Here is a 17,730-nt window from a genome sequence, read left to right as displayed (position 1 = left end):
TATGGTTGTAGCCGGGAATTATTCTTTTCGGTTATCGAAAAAAGACGCACTTGATTTTGTTTTTATTTAAAGATTATAGTGATTTTTTTAGTGAGGCATGATTATGAAACTAATGCGTACGGTTAGCGTTGCTGTGACGGGTGGAACAGGGCAAATCGCCTATAGCTTTTTGTTCGCTCTAGCTCATGGCGATGTTTTTGGTAGTGATTGCAGCATTGATCTTCGTGTGTATGATCTTCCAGGTTTAGAAAGAGCGCTCTCCGGTGTCCGTATGGAACTCGATGATTGTGCTTATCCTCTTTTACAATCGCTACGTGTTACAACGTCTTTAGAAGATGCTTGTGATGGTATTGACGCAGCTTTTCTCATAGGAGCGGCACCACGAGGCCCTGGAATGGAACGTTCGGATCTTCTAAAACGTAACGGAGAGATTTTTTCTCTTCAAGGTTCTGTGCTCAACGTGTGTGCAAAGCGTGATGCGAAGATTTTTGTCGTTGGCAATCCTGTAAATACCAATTGTTGGATTGCTATGAATAAAGCTCCAAAATTGAATAGAAGAAATTTCCATTCTATGCTGCGTTTAGATCAAAATCGTATGCATACGATGTTAGCACATCGTGCAGAAGTGCCTTTGGATGAAGTTACCAATGTTGTTGTTTGGGGGAATCATTCTGCAAAACAAGTTCCTGATTTTACTCAGGCATTAATTTCAGGAAAACCCGCTGTAGAAGTTATTAGCGACCGTGATTGGCTTGAAAATATTATGTTCCCCTCTATCCAAAATCGAGGAAGCGCTGTAATTGAAGCTCGTGGAAAATCTTCTGCAGGGTCTGCTGCTCGTGCTTTAGCAGAGGCTGCACGCTCTATTTTTCTTCCGAAGGATGGAGAGTGGTTCTCTAGTGGAGTATGTTCCGATTATAATCCTTACGGTATTCCTGATGATTTGATTTTTGGTTTCCCATGTCGTATGTTGCCCTCTGGGGATTACGAGATTGTTCCTGGATTGCCTTGGGATGCCTTCATAAAAAATAAGATTCAAATATCCTTGGATGAAATTTCTCAGGAAAAAGCCAGTGTCTCTTTGTTATAAGCGCAAGTTAGTGGGGTGATTTATGACTCGATCTTTTGACGTATTAAGTCAAAATGCTTTTAAAAAGATCTTTAATAAGCAGCGATTTCTTTTTGTTTTTTCTAGTTTGTGCTGTTTTGGTTTTGTTTTTGCCATATTTTTAAAACTATGCTCACAGTTTGTTCTTAGCTTTTCGCTATCAACATTAGGATTGGGAGCTTTTTTCTCTTCTTTTAGCATTATTTGTGCTTCTGGAGTGATTGTACAGGCACTGTTGAAACAGGAGTCTGCAGGGAGTGCATGTAAGGTAACCTCAGCATTTCATAAGAATTGGAAATCCCTATGGCTATCACTACTTGTTTCCATGCCATTTTTTATAGCCATGATTGTGGTAAGCACGGTAATTTTACTCTCAGTATTTTTGGGTTCTTTGCCGTGGGTGGGTAAGTTCTTCCATACCTTGTTAATTTTTATTCCTTACCTTTCGGCAACAACTTTGATTTTGCTATTTCTAGGTGCTTTTGTATCTCTATTTTTCTGCATACCAGCTTTAAGCGATCGCGATAGTATCGACTTCATGCAGCTATTGCGTTGTTTTCAGGGAAATATCTTGAATCAGTCTATTGGATTTGTCATAGCAGCAACACCTTTAGCGTTGTGTAGCTGGTTAGCTTTAGACTCGTTTTATTTGATGTCGCATTTAGTCTGTTTATCAGATATGAATACAGGCTCGTTTTTGATGGAAGTCTTGGTATTGGTCATGCCAATAGCTCTAATTCTTACACCCGCCGTTTCCTTCTTCTTTAATTTTTCTTTTGATTTTTACTTAGAGAAGCAAACCTCAAAAGAAAATCTGATTAGGGAGTGAATAGGAACTCTTTAGCTATATAAGCTGTAGATTGTTTTAATACAGCTTGAGCAAGCATATCTCCGGTAATGCCGTGATACAGTAGACCTTTGGATCCTAGAGCTCCTAGGAACCAAAGGTTTTCTTTTATTCTGCTAAGCAAAGGTAAGCGGGTAGAGCTTGATGAACGCATTCCTGCATAATAGTTGAGAATCTTGGCATCTTTAAGAGCTGGAAATAGCGAAAGAACAGGAGGCATGATCTCATTATAAGCAATAGTTTCGTCAGTAACAGGTTCAGGCTGGTTATGTTCGAAAGTTGCTCCTAAGATACACGTGTTTTTCTCAGTGTTTGCTACCATGTATTTATGCGCATTGATGCTAAATTGCGGCATGGCTAAATCTTCAGGCCAGGAAATTTCTATAAGCTGACCCTTTACATTAGATATGGGAAGATTTTGCAATTCAGGGAGGGCATGAGCATTAGCTCCTGGAGTGACAATAATATGATCGTAAAACTCTTCGATATCTTGAATATTTTCTATAAGCTCATCGTAAAATTGCGTGCCGAGATTAGCACAGGCATCCCAAAGACCGTTAATATAGGCAATGTTATTAATGGTGACGCCGTTCTTTATGAATAGGGCACCGAAATTAGCAACAATACCTGGAACTGTCGTTTCACACCGCGCCTTTTCCCACCATTCTACTTCATTAGGGAATTCTTCCACGCGTTTCATAAAGATTTCCGCCTGCTCGTCATCTACCGCAGGACGGATAATCCCTCGGGAAAGAACAATAGGGATGTTTAATGCTTTGCTGGCTTCTGTGATTAAGCCGTGGGTAGAGGTAATTCCTAAGTCCGCAAGGGGAGGTTTACTCGCCTTTTTTCCAGTAAAACCATGAAGGAGACCTGAAGATAATCCCGATGCGCCATGACCTAAAGGAACGGGATCAAAAAGATCTATCGTTGCTGTTCCCTGAGAATGTAGTAGCAAATGCCAAGTTACGGAAAGACCTGCATATCCTGCTCCTAAAACTGCTATACGCATACGTTTACCTTGAAATCGAGGATGTATTAAGAACTCTTCTCTATCTCCTAAGAATAAGAAAATAATACATTAAATAACAGAAGGGAATGTGAGAGAAAAAGAATGAGAACTAAAGAAAAAATGAGAGGGACCCGAAGGCCCCTCCCAAAGGGTGATTGGGATCGTTATAGACGAATTTTCTCCGTAGAAAAAAGAAAAATCGCTAATAACGCCAACAAAGCAATTATTATAATTTTTGTAACCTCTTTTTTTGCAAAAAATGTCTTCTCTCTTTTACTTTTCTTGCCGGCATCTATGTAAAAGGGAATGCCTAAAGCCAAGAGAATGACAGACATAAGCAGGTAATTTAAGCCTCCAGCATAGATCAACCAAAGGGAATAAATAACAGCAAAAAATCCTGTATATTTTGCGATGTAAGATTTGACGGGGCCTTTATTTGGATACTTTTTGTTTTTGCTAAACTGAAAAAGGAAAGCGGCACTTGCTAAATAGGCAGGTAAAACCATCACTCCTGTAATGCTCAACATCGTATTCCATGCGTTTGTTGAAAAATATACAAAAAGCATGGTGATTTGCATAAGAGCGCTGGTGATATATAACGAGAGTTTAGGGGAATGTTGCGCATTTTCTATAGCAAAGATCTCGGGAAATGTACCATTTGTTGCTGCAGTATAAGGGATTTCAGCAACAATTATAGTCCAAGATAACCAACTAGAGAGTATGGCTATAAGGAGACCTACGTTCATTAAAATTTCTCCCCATCTTCCTACAAGCATGCCTAACACCCCAGCTGTTGAAGGATTGGGAATACCAGCAAGTTGATATTGGAATAGGGATCCAAAAGGTAGAATAGATAAAAGGATATACACGGTTAAGCATCCTACGAAACCTAGGAGAGTAGCTTTCCCGACAGCGCTAGGGCTTTTAGCACGTGCTGACATAACAACAGCACCTTCGATTCCGATGAAAGCCCATAGAGTGACTAACATTGTACTTTTTAACTGGCTAGTTACGGATCCTAGTGCCGGTTGTGTTTTTGTAACCGCATCTCCCCAAAAATCCGTTTTGAAAATAGCAAGTTTGAATGCGAATGCTGTGATGATAATAAATACAATAAGAGGAACAAGTTTACATACTGTTCCGATAATATTGATAAAAGATGCCTGGCGGATTCCTTTAAGGACTATAAAATTAAAGACCCATATAAGGATAGAGCCTCCAATAATCGCAGGGATAGTATTCCCACCTTTAAAATAGGGAGGGAAGAAATAGTTTAACGCATCCATGGTCATTACGGCATAACCGACATTACCAAAGATTTGGCATAACCAGTATCCCCAACCGATAGTAAACCCTACATAAGGGCCAAATCCTTCTCGGCTGTACATATAAATCCCTGTTGTTAAGTCAGGGCGTACTAAGGAGAGAATTTTAAAAGTATTGGCAATGAAAAACATGCCTATGCCTGTTAGGAGCCATGCTAAGATAATAGCTCCTGCTCCTGCAGATGCTGCCATATTTTGGGGAAGACTGAAAATTCCTCCCCCAATCATAGAGCTAATTACCATGCCTGCTAAAGCTATGGCTCCAAGATTTTTCTTAGATTTACCCCTATTTAAAAACATGAATTCTCCTTACTTAATTGTTGCTGGATCGGCATTCTCAAAATTGAGAAATCCTAGTGCAGTTAATGAGAACCCGTATTTTTGCTTAATGTTGATGTAATTATGGAAATATTGAAATTCGCTGTGTTTAACAACGGAGCGAAGATCTAGTTCGTGTTGGAGAGACTTTTTCAACCACATCTTCGCATGGGATTCTGCGATTTCATCGTTGATCCAAGTGGGGAAAAATTCTACGTATTCTGCAGCCCATCCACCGATAAGCTCTCCATTTTTATCCTGTCCCCAGCAGATCCCTACACCTGTAGCAATCGCATGAGTTCCGTCTGATGTAGAAGCGCCACGACCAGCCATGATGACTTCGAGAACAGCTCCATGTTTGAAGAACTTTATGCACTGATCTACAGGAACAATATTCCCAAAGAGTTCTTTAGGTAATACAGATGTGTAAGGAACAATATTAAAATTTTCGATTTTCGCTTGTAAAAGAGCAGAGTCGTAGCAAAAAGTTTCAAAAGGTTGTGGAGGCATCCCGTCATCGGATTCTCCTATTCCTCCTGTGTGGAAGGCTAGTGTTGGGTAGCGTGTTCCGTAAGGCATATAAAACTCCTAAGAATGAAAAGGATTTTAGACAAAGAAGTTGGCTCGAATACTGTAAACAGTTGCAGAACGTCTATCTGGTCTTCGTGCTGGATGGATGTAGACTTGCAGATCTGGAGATAGGGAAAGATGAGGACCAAATCCTACAGTTGCGAATGTTTCTATTACAGTTTCATATTTGCGAATTTTTTTATCTGTAACGACTTTAGGGTTAACTTTACTCATTGAGCAAGCCGCTCCCAACAGATCTTTAGGGTTGCGGTTAATAGGATTTGCTGACGCTAATCCAAGAACATGAGAACGGTTAAGGTTTACTGCTGTTCCTGTAGACCCGTTCCATCTTCCAAAGACATACAGTTTTTCCCCAAGGTATTGACCGAAGTTCAGCGACCATCCTGTCGTTTGGACAGGCTGTTGAGGAACATTTCTTGTAGAATAGATTAATGCAGAATATTGCCCAGCACCTAGACAACTTTGTGGCGCCCAAGAGAAATAACCATAGAAATTGTATCGATTTTTCGTGAGGTTATAGACATCAAAAGAAGAGCCTACAATACTATAGGCATCTTGAAAACCAGCTTGGATATTTATAGAAGGGATAGGCGTAAATTGTACATAAGCTCCCACGCTTCCTGAGGAATATGTCGCGCTAGCATTTTGCGATAGGGCGTAACTTAAGAAACCACATTGCTGATCGTTATCGTATAAAGTTCCGTCTATAGAATATAGGCTGTATTGGCCAAACGAAACGGTAAGCATCTCCCCAGGGAATGTTTGGGAAAATGTGAGCAGAGATAGCGTATTGGTTCGAGAGCTGTAATCGTTGATCTCGCCGGCAATGCCTATAGCATTGTTGGCATTTTGTGCAGAGTTGTTCCAATAACGTATTAATGTATAGGAAAAATCGATACTTCCTACACCTGCTGTTGGACTATTGTATAGTTGCCAGGAGATGTTAGGACTCACATAAAATTGCCAAGTAGGCTGCTTTTCTTCACTTGTTGCAAGGGCACTTTTCTTAGGATAAAACCATTGAGGGAGAATGGTAAAATCCACAGATATTTGAGAATTAGTCTCTTTTTCAATCGAGTGCAACAATTTTGAGATCGACAGTCCCTCGTCGCAGGGGTCATCTTTTAGAACATTGCGAACTGGGGTAAGTATGTGACGACGAGGTTCTTGGCGTAAGTCTTCAGAGGATTCTGATGCCGAAGATAAATAAAAGGCAGAATCTTCAGCATTACTTCTTTTCAATCGTTCGGAATATTTATGATAGTGATGCTTAGGGTGGTTAGGATCGAGTCCATAAGCAGGCATCGTCAATATACCGTAAGTACATAAAGTACATAGAGCGGTTAATAGGGAAGAATGAAAAGACGCCATGAACTACCAAAAGAAAAGATACGCCATCCTTTGTCATGTGTCTAAAAAAAGAAGTTTTTTTATGCCATCATTTTTGGCAAAACCAGGGTATTTATTTCGCAATGCTACTCTGTCATTTGGTGCCTTAGGAGTAAAGCAGCAGCTTCATTGCTAAGGAGTTTTTGAGAGTAGGTATATTGAACCTTAGAGATTTCAGGAATATATATAGGGGGCAAAAACTTCTGAGCTGTATAGGTAACGCCTAGATAAGAAATTTTTTTGCTTTTACATAACTCGCCAATCCGCAAAACATTTTCGTTACGATTATCAATATAAATGATCTTTTCAGGAAGAGTGCCTATAGCATCTAGAAACAGTTGTAATCCTGGCCCTTTATGAAGTTCGTCTCCGAATAACACCCCTGAAGTAAAGAGAATCCCTTTGGGTAGATGATTAGGAACAGCAGGAGCCGTGCTGTCTAATTTTAGCTCTAAGCTTTTTAGTTGTTGTAAGGTGATGTCCTTTGAAGAGAGCTTACGTTCTGTATAAGCAAAGAGAGTTTTCTTTTGTTCTTGTATTTTTGTGATGAGGAGCTGCATGGCATTTTCTATAGTTTTTACAGATCCTTTTTCCTGAAAGCCTTCCCAGTAAGGGTAGATAGCTTCCCAAGCTTCACTTTCAGAAAGTCCCAGTTGTTGAAATCCTTCCATTGTTTTTTGTAGCCATAGCGATTGTGATAATGCTTCAGCACCTTCCAATAAAGTATCATCAAGATCAAATATTAACCAAAAGTCACTACTATCATAAAGAATATCACCCGCAATTTCATGAATAGATTTTACCTCTACATAACGCGTAGTTTCGCTATACAGAGCTAGAGGAAAGAGAAAAAAGAAAAATAACCAGTACTTTTGCATATGCTTACAAAGAAAAAATTTTTGAGAAGCATAAAGCAAAAGAAAGATTTTTTACATGGTGTTAACAATATTTTCTACGTTAATACGGAATCTCTCGCTATCGTCTTGGGAGAGACTTCTAGGGAACCAAAGGGAAAATTGTAGGAGAGCTTGCTCAGCAAACATTTCATATCCGTAAAGAACATGACATCCTTGGGCTTTAGCTTTCCTAGTATAGGGAGATTCTTTAGGCAATGTATTGATATCGATAACTACAGGAGGGAAGATTTCAGGGATTTTTACATGCGGAGGAAGGCATAAAATTAGAATATCTATAGCATGCTTTTCTGATAAAGAGCTTAGGGGGAACGCATTGCCATTACATAGCTCAGCAAGTTTTTTACCATTTTCTTCCGTGCGGTTAAAAATGCTAATACAAGCTCCCGAATAAGCAAATGTTGTTGCTATAGCCTTTGCGGCTCCTCCGGAGCCTACAATACCCACATGGGTATTGTGAACGGCAATGTTTTTGCGTTTTAAAAGATTCAGTAATCCTAAACCATCCGTATTGTGTCCTGTGATCTTATTCTTATTGAAAACAAGAGTGTTGCAAGATTGACAATGTTTTACAGAGGGATCAAAAACATCGATATAATCAAGAACGTCAGTTTTGAAAGGCATAGTTACGCTAAGTCCTCCAAAAGGAAGATCACGTGTTAGAGAGAAAAATTCTTTAAGATCTGCAGAGGATAAAAGGATTTTTATGTAGCTCGTCTTCATATGAAGTTCTGAAAACAGCTTATTGTGGGAAAGATGACTGATACTACGATCTATGGGATTGCCGATGAGGCCATAGATACGTGCTTCTGAAGAGAGATTCGCATAGTTATAAGCTAATAGATCTTCTATAGAAAGCTGCCCCGGAGCGACTTTAGGAGCGTGGATTCCTGAAGCATAATTGATAGCATTCTTCATTAGTGGTGAAAGGATACGCGAAGCGATGCCTTCATTTCCCATGCACAGTACTGTAGTATTTTCAGGAAGATGTTTTTTTATCTGTATAAGACGTAGCGCATCTACAGATTTTGTAGAAGTAATAGCAATTTTATAATGATGCGCTTGTTGTTTTAGCATTTCATTATAGAGGGTGGGGACGTGTTCTGAAGTTTGGCTATGATATGACAAAATGATCTTGATATTAGGATATTGGTTTCGGATCTTTCTTAAAGCTTCTTTAGGAAAATCCTTATCAATATCCAGATAATCAGGCTGCAATTTTGCTAATTCCATAGTACGTTCTACCCAGGCGATTTCAGATAGACTCGCGTGTCTTCTCAACGTGAGGATAGGTTTCTTAGCTAAGCAAACCAAATGTTTCAGCTGGTCTGATGATAAAGATAAAAGACAGTCGATACGTAATTCTATACTATCTACGAAAGGCAATGAGTGCAGAAGCTGTTGTTTTGCTTCAAAAAAAGAGGGACCACTAATTGTTGCACACAACATGACATTCACTTTTTAGAACTTCATAAAGAATATCCGTATGTGGTGTTGCACAATAAGCTCCATTACACGAAGCAGCTCTTCCTAAATGTTCTACCATGACCATTCTTACAGCTTTTTTGGATAGATTTTTCTTATCATAGCCTAAGGTATGGAGGATATTTTCTGGATGATAAAATTCATTATGAAGGTGTTGTGGAATCAAAGATCCTAGTTCTTGAAGAGCCGTAGGTAAGCAGAAATATTTTAATAAGTTGTCTAATTGTTCAATAAGATAGGGATTTTTCATAATTCCCGATTCTAGAGAAATTCTCATTTCTATCATCATTCCCACACTTACCGCTAATCCATGAGAGATGTGCCCTTTGGATAGTGTTTCTATTGCATGGGCAATCGTATGACCGAAATTGAGGGTTTTTCTCAGATTCTGATCTTTAGGATCTTTAGCGACAATAGCAGCCTTGACCATGCAGTTTCTTTTGATAAACTCATGGAGAATTTCCTGAGAAGAAAAGAGCCTATCCCTACAATTGTCTAGAAACTCCCATATATAGGCATCAGCAATGCATCCATGCTTTATAGCCTCAGGAATTCCATGGAGCCATTCTTTTTTAGGTAATGTTGCTAAAAACTCAGGACATATCCATACATCTTTTGGAGGATAGAAAGTCCCTAAACGGTTTTTAAACCCTCGTAGATTAATCCCGTTTTTCCCTCCAATACTTGCATCAATCATTGCTGTTAGCGTCGTGGGGATTAAAAATAGCGGAACTCCTCGACAATATGTAGAGGCTAAGAATCCCGCCATGTCTAATATTATACCCCCGCCGATACCGATGATCGTAGATCCTAAAGAAACACCTTGGTCAATAAGCTGATTTTGTAGGGAAATAAAAGTTTCCCATGTTTTATTTTTTTCTCCAGGAGGGAATGTGAGCAGGATCACCCTATAACCCAAATTATCCATAAAATCTAGGATAGGAGGGAGAAGTTCCTCAGCAACATAGTGATCGCTAATCATTACAATCGGATAGTCGGTAGATAGGGAAGAAAATAACTCGCTATTGAAGAAATTTTCCACGAACTTAACATTATGAGGATCAGAAATGAAATTCTCTATCATAGCCTTGCACACCGTTGTTGTAGTAATAAATCAGCAAGAACAAGATTGACCATGGCTTCTACAACAGCCACAGCTCTTATAGCTACACAAGGGTCATGACGACCTTCTTTTTGCGTAGCGTAAATAGACGGCTCTCCAGTTTTTGTTACTGTGAGAAAGGGCTTCCTAATCGAAGATGTGGGTTTGAAGGCTACGCGGCCATTGAGAGGCATTCCCACAGTAATGCCTCCTAAAGAGCCTCCACAGTTATTCGATCCCATGGAGATGTTTTCGTTCTCAATGATAAATGGATCAATATATTCCGACCCATAACTATCTGTAGAGGCAAATCCCAACCCGATTTCAAACCCCTTAGCAGCAGGAATGCTCATCAGCCCAGAAGCTAAAACTGCCTGCACTTTATTAAATACCGGCTCACCAAGACTTTCATGAATAGGGGAAGTAATGAAAGATACTACCCCACCTAAAGAATCTTGTTCGTTTTGTAGATGAGTTAGTGTTTGGAGGATAGAGTCGTTGTCGAGAGGCGAAAGGAAAGGCGAGTTATAAATGTTTTGGGCAAATTCTTTAGATAATTTTGGATAGGTTTCGATAGATTCCTTTCCTAGTTTGGATAGGAAAGCTAAACAATAAATATCGTAGTGAGCAAGAATCTTCGCTGCGATAACCCCTGCAGCTACGCGGCATGCTGTTTCCCTAGCAGACGATCTTCCTCCTCCTAGAGGATCTACAAGACCATATTTTTTTTCATAAGCAAGCTGCCCATGACCGGGCCGGTAACGATCCTCTTGCTGATGATATGTAGCACTCTTCACATCAGTATTGAAAATTTGAAGAGAGATCGGTGTTCCAGTTGTCTTCCCTTGATATACTCCAGAAAGAATGTGAACGATATCTGCTTCTTTACGAGGGGAAGTTCCAGGTCTTCCCGGAGATCTACGCGACATTGCAGGAATAAAATCTTCGGGATCGAGAAGGAGCCCTGCAGGACAACCGTCGATAACAACTCCAATAGATGGGCCGTGAGATTCTCCCCACGTGGTCAGAGAAAATAAAGAACCGAATCGATTTCTCATGGATTTAGTAAAATATTAAGAGATTCACATGCCGATAATAAAGAGCGTTCATCAAAGAGGTCTATATGATTCAGAGAAAAATTGTAATTTGCTACACGCTGCATACGATTTATACGTTGTTTTAAAATCTCTTCTACATTTGGCGTGTGTTTTAATCTTTCGGGAAGGCCGCGTTTCAAGAGCCGTTGATAAATTTCAGTAACAGGAAGAGAAAGATAGATCAATGTTCCCCTGTGCTTAATTATATCATATGCTTCTTGATGCATAATGGTACCCCCACCTAAAGCAGTAACGCTATTATCTCGGGGTAAGGAGCGTAAAGCCTCTACCTCTAAAGTTGCAAACGCCTCTTCTCCAACAGCTTGAAATATCTCACCTGCTGAGGAATATAGCCCGTTGTCGTAGTTACTTACAATTAAATCATCAGTATCAAAGAAAGAAATTGATAGATAGTTAGCAAGGGCACGACCCAATAAGGTCTTGCCCACTGCCGGTAGTCCACATAGAAATAGGTTCATGGTACTCCTGAATATTTGCATGTAAGGAATTCAGAATCTGTATGAAATTTGGAAAAGTTTTTTTCACACACTCAGTATCAGAGATACTACTATCTCCAGAAGCATGCATTGCTGCTATAGATAAGGCCATAGCTATTCTATGATCATTATGGGAAAACATAGAAGCCCCATATAGAGGACTAGGGTTAATAAGTAAGCCATCATGACAGGGTTGGATGCATGCACCCATCTTTTGCAGTTCTTCCGTAATAGCGACAATACGATCGCTTTCTTTGTCTTTTGCTCCTCGTGCATTATATAAATGTGAGGGCGAGGTAGCAAAACAACAGAGAACAGCAAGAATAGGAAGAGCATCAATAAAAGGATCCATATCTATGTTCCCACCAGAGATGGTTGAGGGGAAAATAATCACTATGTCGTTTTCAAAAACAATATTTGCTCCTAGCTTTTTTAGGAGAACAAACAATTCTTTATCTCCCTGAACATCTTGCATATTAAGATTCCTTAAGTACGTAGGATGTGGGGATTGAGAAAGTAGTGCAGCAACAGCAAGAAAGGCTGCACTACTAAAATCGCCTCCAACTGTATAGGAAAATCCTTCAGGTCGAGATTTTCCTACAAATGAATATGTATTCTCTTCTGATTGTGAATAGGGAATGGCTAATTGTTCTAGCCACCACAATGTCAGTTTAAACCAAGGGCGTTCCTTAGGATTGATTATAGTGAAGGAGAAAGGCCCCTCTGCTAACGAGCACGCCATAGCAAGTGCTGAAGCATATTGCGAATCTTCTCCTAACACTTCAGTATACCCTGAAGAAATAGGACCTAAAACAGAAAAAGGTAGCGTGTAAGGGTCTCTTTGATAGGAAAATGTAGCTCCGAAATTTTCTAAAGCTCGGATTAAAGGAGCTATAGGGCGCCTTTGTAATTGGGAAGATCCTGTAATCGTTACTTTTTCAGAAAATATTGCTGCAAGTGCAGTAAAGAAACGAAAAACAATCCCAGAACTTCCCGCATCAATAGCGATATCTTTTGGCAATCTAAGATGAGGTGTGCCTGTAATTTCAAGAGACGAAGATTTTTTATAAATCTTGGCTCCTAATTGCTTGCAAGCTTGAATCATTGCTTCTGAATCAGGAGACTCGAGAGGATTGTTTATTGTTGATGTGCCTCGAGATAGCGAAGCCCAGAAAATCGCTCGTAAAGTATGAGACTTCGACGGAGGAACGTCAACACTTCCAGAGATAGATGAGGGAGAGATCTTATAAGTAAGCATTTGGCTAACTTATTTTTATTTTACAAAAAATTTTGCCTGAATCCTCATTTATCGTCTAAGAAAATGTATTTCCTAAGCAGAACTAAACCGTACAGCGGGTTCTCAGTTTCTCTGAATAATTTGGCAGCTGCACGCATAACATACTTTCGCACTCCCATGCATAAGAACGAAGTGCTTGTGCATGGGAGTGCGAAGGTGTGGTCGTATCGTTGCATTCATGAAGCGTCTCTTTATGGGCAGAATAGTTTTCTTACGTTGACGTATGAGGATAGGAATTTGCCTGAGAAGGGTTCTTTAGTGAGGCGGGATGTGCGGTTGTTTCTGATGCGTTTCTGCTCCTCAAGAGCCAGATTTTCTTTGCGTTGTGCACGACCTATGCCTGTCTATTCTGTTTCTGGTCTTATTGATCATTTCTAATTTTGTACTCAGTTTTCTGTTTTGAACAACAAAGACTCACGTTCGTAGATAAGTGAGTTCTGTGAAAACCAAAACGGAAAGCTGAGGTGTAAAAGTATGGAGCAATTATGAGTTTTGAGGATCATTATTGCTGCAAAGGTTAATGCTGTAAGCGTTTTAAGGCGTTTAGAGCAACGATCTCTGTGTCATGTGGTTTGTTGCCCTATTGACTGTTTCGAGGCTCTAAACGCAATTATAGAGGTTTGGGAGCTGTTTGACGCTTTGCCTGCTAAAGTTCGTGAGTGTTTTGGAAATGATCCGGAAGAGATGTTGGAATGTTTAAACTATGAAGATAAATATTTTAACAACCTTGAAAATCCTTCTAAAAGCGTTAGTCTAGCTAGTCAAATTTTGAAAACGGAGACCAAAATTAGGGCCATAATGATGCGCATTTTTGTGCAAAGAAAGAGGTTGAAATTGGCCTCTAAAAAAACGGAGGATTTTAGGAAAGAAGAGCTAGCGTAATTGCACTCTACTTGATGTGCAATTATGCCAGGTGATACCAATTAAAGAGATTTCTTATTTTAATGAGAGAAGTATAAGCTTTTGAAGAGGGGGAGGTGGATTATTGCACTTCAAGTTTTCCTTGGTTACAAAAAGGACCTGCAGTAGCTATAGGTGCTAGTAGAGGAGTTTCTGTTCAAGGTTTAGGAGGAATGTGGGTTTCTTTTAGTGCATATCCTAACCCAGTTGTTTCTTTAGCATTGGGGAAACTCTGCGTTAGTTCAGAGAGCTTGTAAACCCTCCATCGAGAACTAAATTAATTCCTGAAATGAAAGATGATGATGACGAGAGAAGAAACTCGATAGTTTGTGCTAGCTCTTCGGTTTCGCAAAAACGTCGTAAGGGTATGGCGTCGGTTTCTTTAGTGTATTCTTCTGCATAACTAGAGTGATTTACTCTTGCTCTTTCTCGAATTCTTTCTTTGTGAAATGAAGTGCACACAATTCCTGGAGAGACAACATTTACGCGAATCCCTTTAGGACCTAATTCATGGGCTAAGGCTTTCGCGTATGTTGTCCACATACGACGAATCACACAGGAAAGTCCGTAGGAGGAGAGTAACTGTACCGATGCGGTTCCTCCGATAATCACAATAGAGCTTTGTGGACTCATATAGGGAAGAGTCGCTTGAATCAAAGCGGTCTGTGCTATGAAGGTTGTCTGTAATGTAGTTTCCCAAGACTCTGGAGATTGTAATATGCCACTCCAAATAGGCCGTGGGGTAGAAATAATAAGTCCGTGAATGGGGCGATTGAGCTCTTTAAGCGCATTTTTATAATCAGCAAGATATCCTGGAAGGGAATAGTCGATAGCTAGGGTTGAGGAATTGGGGTTTTGCTGGTGCAGAGCGCATAGCTTGCTATTTTGTCTTCCGACAAGCAGTAGGTGGTAATCTTTATCATGAAGATAGCGTGCGATTCCTGATCCTAATTGACCTGAAGCTCCTGTGAGCACAACACAGGGATGATTTTCCTCAGTTGTTGCTAATGCGTAAGTAGAGGACAATAAGGTTAATCCGGTTAGAAAATACCCTATCTGTTTTTTGAGATTGCTACAGTGATACATAAGGAGTTTAATTTATAGGTGCTGGCTGCATATCGTGATTTCCGTCGGCTCCAGGAAGATTGTCTAGATAATTTTGTATAAAGTTTTGGGTTTCAGTATATCCCATGGTAGGGGGGACATAGTTGGGGTTTTCTAAATATTTCTCAAGGAATAATGCTACCCACATCCCACAAGATGAACCATCTTTTTGCACAGGAGTTTTGACAACTTTTTTTACAGTAAATGGAGAGCGTGCTCCGTTAGCATCCAAATGACAGTTTCCTAATCTGGTCGCTAGCGATTTCAAAACGGGATCGATCTTATTGTTCTCTACAAAATGCGCGAGACTGTCGAAGAAAAGTACTTCTCTTCTATCTAGGTTTACAATTACCGAGGTCCAATGAGATATTCCTGCATACCCTGCTTGTATTGTTGCATCCATTCTCGCTGTCATTTCCTCTTGATTATTTGCCATGGGATGGTGCCACATAGGATAGGCAAATATGCGGAAATTATTACAGTTTCTGCCTTGTAGGTGAGGGTACTCGGTTATTTCATTGTGGCGACATTGGCTAGGATCGGGTTGGTCTAGGAGTTGCTGAGTATTCAGGTCATACATATGCATATCCTGAAGTATTATGCGTTCTATAGAAAAATAGGTAGCGATTTCTACAGTTCTTTCTGGAACGAACAAATCGGTACGGGTTTTGAATAACCGTAGGAATTGGTCTAAAATCTCGGAGCTATCCCAGCTTTCAAATGTAACTGTTGGGGTTGCTGGGAAGAACGTTGGATCATACCCATAAGGGAGATAAGAAGGATAGTCGTAGTCTGAGTAATCTAAGCAGATTTCATGGGTATTCAAGTCCAAGAGATTTTGTGAGGACATGATGCACAGAATTAACCCTAGAGTAACAATAATCAGTATAGCAGCTAGGATTGCTCGGGCTAGTTTACTTAAAAATGAGGCGTTATCAAACGATCCTGGACCAGTAACAGGTGTTTTTTTCCTCGCAGGCGCAGCGTTCCCTTGCCCAGGAAGAGGATTGTATAGGGTATAGGTTGACCCTGGTGGGATACTTGGCGAAGAAAGAAGGAAATTAGCCATAAAATTGTTTGATTATTCTTTTTCTAAAAAATTATAACTCTTTTAGAAAAAGAAATCATTTAATTTCAGTCCCATTTAGTTGTTTCTCTATACTAATGTCTCGTGTTTTGTTTTTATATTATCTTTATAAACGCTGGATATCTTTCTTATTCCCATATAAAAAACTGGCGTAGTAGCTATGCTAAAGAAAATTTTATATAGGTATGAGCATGTCATGATTTGTAAAGTTTTTGTAAGGGGTAGATGCATTCCTAGGTAGATTACGCCGAGATCAACAATGAGGGTATCGACCATTTGTGAGAGCATGGAGGATGCGTTATTACGTATCCAAAGGGGGGATTTAGGAAAGCGCTGTTTAAAAAAGTGGAAGGAAACGATGTCTAGATGTTGTGAAGTAGAAAAAGCGGTAAAGGAGGCGATAAAGGCGACGGGACTAATATCAAATAGCGTATGCCAGGCATTTGCTATTTCTGAGGAAGAAGCTGGAAGAAAAGAGACGATTTGGAGAAGTATTAAGGAAAGAATATTTCCGGCAAATGCTGTAAATACCATGTGTCGGGTTTTTTCCGGACCAAAGATTTCATTAACGATGTTAGAAATCATAAAGGTCATGGGATAGAAAAGTAGTCCTCCGGGAATAGTGAAGTAGGGGGTGACGATGAGCCTAGAAGCTGCTACCAGATTCGATAGGATCAGAATCAATGAAAAGGTGAGGGCTAGGTTAAAAAATACCCTATCTTTATGCAAGGACATGCTCATTTAAAAAGTAGACGATGTCTGGATAATATATGTCGTGGGGACCAAAGACAATAAAATCAAGTTGTCCCTGATTTAGAAACTGGTGCATTTGTTCCGAGATAGCATTTAATTCGTCGAAATCGCGGATAATAAAGAATGTTGTTTGTATGGAATTTGGATTGCAAGGACGTTGTATAATGTGCTCCGTTTTAAATGGGGAGACGAACACGTTATTATTAAAAGTATAGGTTAATTGTTCCGTGGAGCTCAATATAGCAGCTCCATAAGCTTTTCTTTTTCCCTGTTCTTCGATAAGGCCATTTTCTACGGTAAACCAAAAACATCTTGAGATGGCGAGAGCGTTACTATTGAGGATGCGCGGTTGATCTTCGATAGGGTAGATCTCCTTTGCTCTACGTATAGCTTTTATAAACAGCTGTCCCATAGTAAAGAAAAACTTCATAAACTCGGGATGTAGTAGCCAGGGAACGTGGCAAAATACATCGTGAATCAGATCGGGAAAAATAGAAAAGCCGTCGTCATCTACGGCGCGCATTTGTGTAGCTATAGGAAAACGCTTTTGACTTAACTCAAATAAGTAATTGTGGGGAGGGAGATATTCTTGCGTTGGTGATAGTGTAAATCCTGATTTTGACAATAAGATGTTATTGATAAGGTCGAAATCTATAGCCGATCCTTTAACTAAGTGTAGCGCTTCTAAATATTCAAAAAAAACTTGAGGGCAGTAAGCTTTCCACAAAGGAAGTCGAGAATTTAGAAGTGCACCCGAATAATTTTCAGAATTAGAAGGTGGTGTGGCAATATGATGAGCCATGAATGATCGTAAGTTTATAGTTTAAGATCTACTTTAATTAACAAAGCTTTCTATTTGTATTGATTATTACGAATTTTAAAGAATAATTCATGTTGAAAAGAA

The 17,730-nt window shown here is 39.7% G+C and carries 18 protein-coding genes; 4 read left to right on the top strand and 14 right to left on the bottom strand.

Annotated elements, in window-relative coordinates; genetic code table 11:
* Positions 1 to 103: 103 nt before the first annotated feature.
* Both CCA_RS03680 and CCA_RS03675 read left to right on the top strand, forming a co-directional pair.
* Positions 104 to 1,090 (top strand): malate dehydrogenase, encoded by a 987-nt coding sequence (locus CCA_RS03680; RefSeq protein ID WP_041462226.1) that lies wholly within the window; start codon positions 104 to 106, stop codon positions 1,088 to 1,090.
* A 22-nt stretch (positions 1,091 to 1,112) separates the two neighbouring features.
* On the top strand, positions 1,113 to 1,937 hold the full coding sequence (locus CCA_RS03675; RefSeq protein WP_011006688.1) for a hypothetical protein: 825 nt from the start codon (positions 1,113 to 1,115) through the stop codon (positions 1,935 to 1,937).
* On the opposite strand, the gene CCA_RS03670 is transcribed toward CCA_RS03675, so the two are convergent.
* The 10 genes from CCA_RS03670 to aroA form a co-directional block, all read right to left on the bottom strand.
* The gene (locus CCA_RS03670; protein WP_011006687.1) at positions 1,927 to 2,967 is read right to left on the bottom strand and encodes an FAD-dependent oxidoreductase; all 1,041 of its coding nucleotides are present in this window, start codon (positions 2,965 to 2,967) and stop codon (positions 1,927 to 1,929) included. The genes CCA_RS03675 and CCA_RS03670 overlap by 11 nt on opposite strands.
* 164 nt (positions 2,968 to 3,131) lie before the next feature.
* Positions 3,132 to 4,592, bottom strand: a complete 1,461-nt coding sequence (locus tag CCA_RS03665) for an amino acid permease (protein WP_011006686.1) — start codon at positions 4,590 to 4,592, stop codon at positions 3,132 to 3,134.
* A gap of 9 nt (positions 4,593 to 4,601) precedes the next feature.
* Positions 4,602 to 5,189, bottom strand: coding sequence for a pyruvoyl-dependent arginine decarboxylase (locus CCA_RS03660; protein WP_011006685.1), 588 nt, complete (start codon positions 5,187 to 5,189; stop codon positions 4,602 to 4,604).
* Positions 5,190 to 5,216: 27 nt separating this feature from the next.
* A complete protein-coding gene (locus CCA_RS03655; protein ID WP_011006684.1) occupies positions 5,217 to 6,572 on the bottom strand; it encodes a carbohydrate porin in 1,356 nt (451 codons plus the stop codon).
* 104 nt (positions 6,573 to 6,676) lie between these two features.
* Positions 6,677 to 7,468 carry a DUF2608 domain-containing protein gene (locus CCA_RS03650; protein WP_011006683.1) on the bottom strand — a complete coding sequence of 264 codons (792 nt, stop codon included), beginning with the start codon at positions 7,466 to 7,468 and terminating at the stop codon, positions 6,677 to 6,679.
* Positions 7,469 to 7,519: 51 nt separating this feature from the next.
* The gene (locus CCA_RS03645; protein ID WP_011006682.1) at positions 7,520 to 8,953 is read right to left on the bottom strand and encodes a bifunctional 3-dehydroquinate dehydratase/shikimate dehydrogenase; all 1,434 of its coding nucleotides are present in this window, start codon (positions 8,951 to 8,953) and stop codon (positions 7,520 to 7,522) included.
* Positions 8,934 to 10,073, bottom strand: coding sequence for a 3-dehydroquinate synthase (gene aroB / locus CCA_RS03640; protein WP_011006681.1), 1,140 nt, complete (start codon positions 10,071 to 10,073; stop codon positions 8,934 to 8,936). Before aroB ends, CCA_RS03645 begins: the two co-directional genes overlap by 20 nt.
* Positions 10,070 to 11,149: a chorismate synthase gene (aroC, locus tag CCA_RS03635; protein ID WP_011006680.1), complete on the bottom strand. Its 1,080-nt coding sequence runs from the start codon at positions 11,147 to 11,149 to the stop codon at positions 10,070 to 10,072. Before aroC ends, aroB begins: the two co-directional genes overlap by 4 nt.
* Positions 11,146 to 11,667: a shikimate kinase gene (locus tag CCA_RS03630; protein ID WP_011006679.1), complete on the bottom strand. Its 522-nt coding sequence runs from the start codon at positions 11,665 to 11,667 to the stop codon at positions 11,146 to 11,148. The genes aroC and CCA_RS03630 overlap by 4 nt, the downstream gene beginning before the upstream one ends.
* The gene (gene aroA, locus CCA_RS03625; RefSeq protein ID WP_011006678.1) at positions 11,603 to 12,943 is read right to left on the bottom strand and encodes a 3-phosphoshikimate 1-carboxyvinyltransferase; all 1,341 of its coding nucleotides are present in this window, start codon (positions 12,941 to 12,943) and stop codon (positions 11,603 to 11,605) included. The genes CCA_RS03630 and aroA overlap by 65 nt, the downstream gene beginning before the upstream one ends.
* A 195-nt stretch (positions 12,944 to 13,138) precedes the next feature.
* On the opposite strand from aroA, the gene CCA_RS05390 reads away from it, so the two are divergent.
* Positions 13,139 to 13,360, top strand: coding sequence for a hypothetical protein (locus CCA_RS05390; RefSeq protein WP_202943187.1), 222 nt, complete (start codon positions 13,139 to 13,141; stop codon positions 13,358 to 13,360).
* 114 nt (positions 13,361 to 13,474) lie between these two features.
* Complete coding sequence (locus CCA_RS05470) at positions 13,475 to 13,864, top strand: scaffolding protein (protein ID WP_011006676.1); 390 nt, start codon at positions 13,475 to 13,477, stop codon at positions 13,862 to 13,864.
* 255 nt (positions 13,865 to 14,119) lie between these two features.
* Here the strand turns inward: CCA_RS05470 and CCA_RS03610 are convergent, their stop codons facing one another.
* From CCA_RS03610 to CCA_RS03595, 4 genes are all read right to left on the bottom strand, one after another.
* On the bottom strand, positions 14,120 to 14,968 hold the full coding sequence (locus CCA_RS03610; protein ID WP_011006675.1) for an SDR family oxidoreductase: 849 nt from the start codon (positions 14,966 to 14,968) through the stop codon (positions 14,120 to 14,122).
* A gap of 7 nt (positions 14,969 to 14,975) precedes the next feature.
* Positions 14,976 to 16,055, bottom strand: coding sequence for a Ulp1 family isopeptidase (locus CCA_RS03605; protein WP_011006674.1), 1,080 nt, complete (start codon positions 16,053 to 16,055; stop codon positions 14,976 to 14,978).
* Between the two features lie 87 nt (positions 16,056 to 16,142).
* Positions 16,143 to 16,808 (bottom strand): queuosine precursor transporter, encoded by a 666-nt coding sequence (locus tag CCA_RS03600; protein ID WP_050707697.1) that lies wholly within the window; start codon positions 16,806 to 16,808, stop codon positions 16,143 to 16,145.
* Positions 16,795 to 17,628, bottom strand: coding sequence for a phenylalanine 4-monooxygenase (locus CCA_RS03595; RefSeq protein WP_011006672.1), 834 nt, complete (start codon positions 17,626 to 17,628; stop codon positions 16,795 to 16,797). Before CCA_RS03595 ends, CCA_RS03600 begins: the two co-directional genes overlap by 14 nt.
* Positions 17,629 to 17,730: the final 102 nt, after the last annotated feature.

Source organism: Chlamydia caviae GPIC, from assembly GCF_000007605.1.
Lineage (GTDB): Bacteria > Chlamydiota > Chlamydiia > Chlamydiales > Chlamydiaceae > Chlamydia > Chlamydia caviae.
The sequence above is the reverse complement of the archived record's forward strand: the minus strand, read 5'-3'. Positions and strand labels throughout refer to the sequence as shown.

What these genes read in the sequence shown, in the direction of transcription:
- CCA_RS03680 (WP_041462226.1), top strand. Translation starts at nt 104, where the DNA reads ATGAAACTAATGCGTACGGTTAGCGTTGCTGTGACGGGTGGAACAGGG.
- CCA_RS03675 (WP_011006688.1), top strand. Translation starts at nt 1,113, where the DNA reads ATGACTCGATCTTTTGACGTATTAAGTCAAAATGCTTTTAAAAAGATC.
- CCA_RS03670 (WP_011006687.1), bottom strand. Translation starts at nt 2,967, where the DNA reads ATGCGTATAGCAGTTTTAGGAGCAGGATATGCAGGTCTTTCCGTAACT.
- CCA_RS03665 (WP_011006686.1), bottom strand. Translation starts at nt 4,592, where the DNA reads ATGTTTTTAAATAGGGGTAAATCTAAGAAAAATCTTGGAGCCATAGCT.
- CCA_RS03660 (WP_011006685.1), bottom strand. Translation starts at nt 5,189, where the DNA reads ATGCCTTACGGAACACGCTACCCAACACTAGCCTTCCACACAGGAGGA.
- CCA_RS03655 (WP_011006684.1), bottom strand. Translation starts at nt 6,572, where the DNA reads ATGGCGTCTTTTCATTCTTCCCTATTAACCGCTCTATGTACTTTATGT.
- CCA_RS03650 (WP_011006683.1), bottom strand. Translation starts at nt 7,468, where the DNA reads ATGCAAAAGTACTGGTTATTTTTCTTTTTTCTCTTTCCTCTAGCTCTG.
- CCA_RS03645 (WP_011006682.1), bottom strand. Translation starts at nt 8,953, where the DNA reads ATGTTGTGTGCAACAATTAGTGGTCCCTCTTTTTTTGAAGCAAAACAA.
- aroB (WP_011006681.1), bottom strand. Translation starts at nt 10,073, where the DNA reads ATGATAGAGAATTTCATTTCTGATCCTCATAATGTTAAGTTCGTGGAA.
- aroC (WP_011006680.1), bottom strand. Translation starts at nt 11,149, where the DNA reads ATGAGAAATCGATTCGGTTCTTTATTTTCTCTGACCACGTGGGGAGAA.
- CCA_RS03630 (WP_011006679.1), bottom strand. Translation starts at nt 11,667, where the DNA reads ATGAACCTATTTCTATGTGGACTACCGGCAGTGGGCAAGACCTTATTG.
- aroA (WP_011006678.1), bottom strand. Translation starts at nt 12,943, where the DNA reads ATGCTTACTTATAAGATCTCTCCCTCATCTATCTCTGGAAGTGTTGAC.
- CCA_RS03610 (WP_011006675.1), bottom strand. Translation starts at nt 14,968, where the DNA reads ATGTATCACTGTAGCAATCTCAAAAAACAGATAGGGTATTTTCTAACC.
- CCA_RS03605 (WP_011006674.1), bottom strand. Translation starts at nt 16,055, where the DNA reads ATGGCTAATTTCCTTCTTTCTTCGCCAAGTATCCCACCAGGGTCAACC.
- CCA_RS03600 (WP_050707697.1), bottom strand. Translation starts at nt 16,808, where the DNA reads ATGTCCTTGCATAAAGATAGGGTATTTTTTAACCTAGCCCTCACCTTT.
- CCA_RS03595 (WP_011006672.1), bottom strand. Translation starts at nt 17,628, where the DNA reads ATGGCTCATCATATTGCCACACCACCTTCTAATTCTGAAAATTATTCG.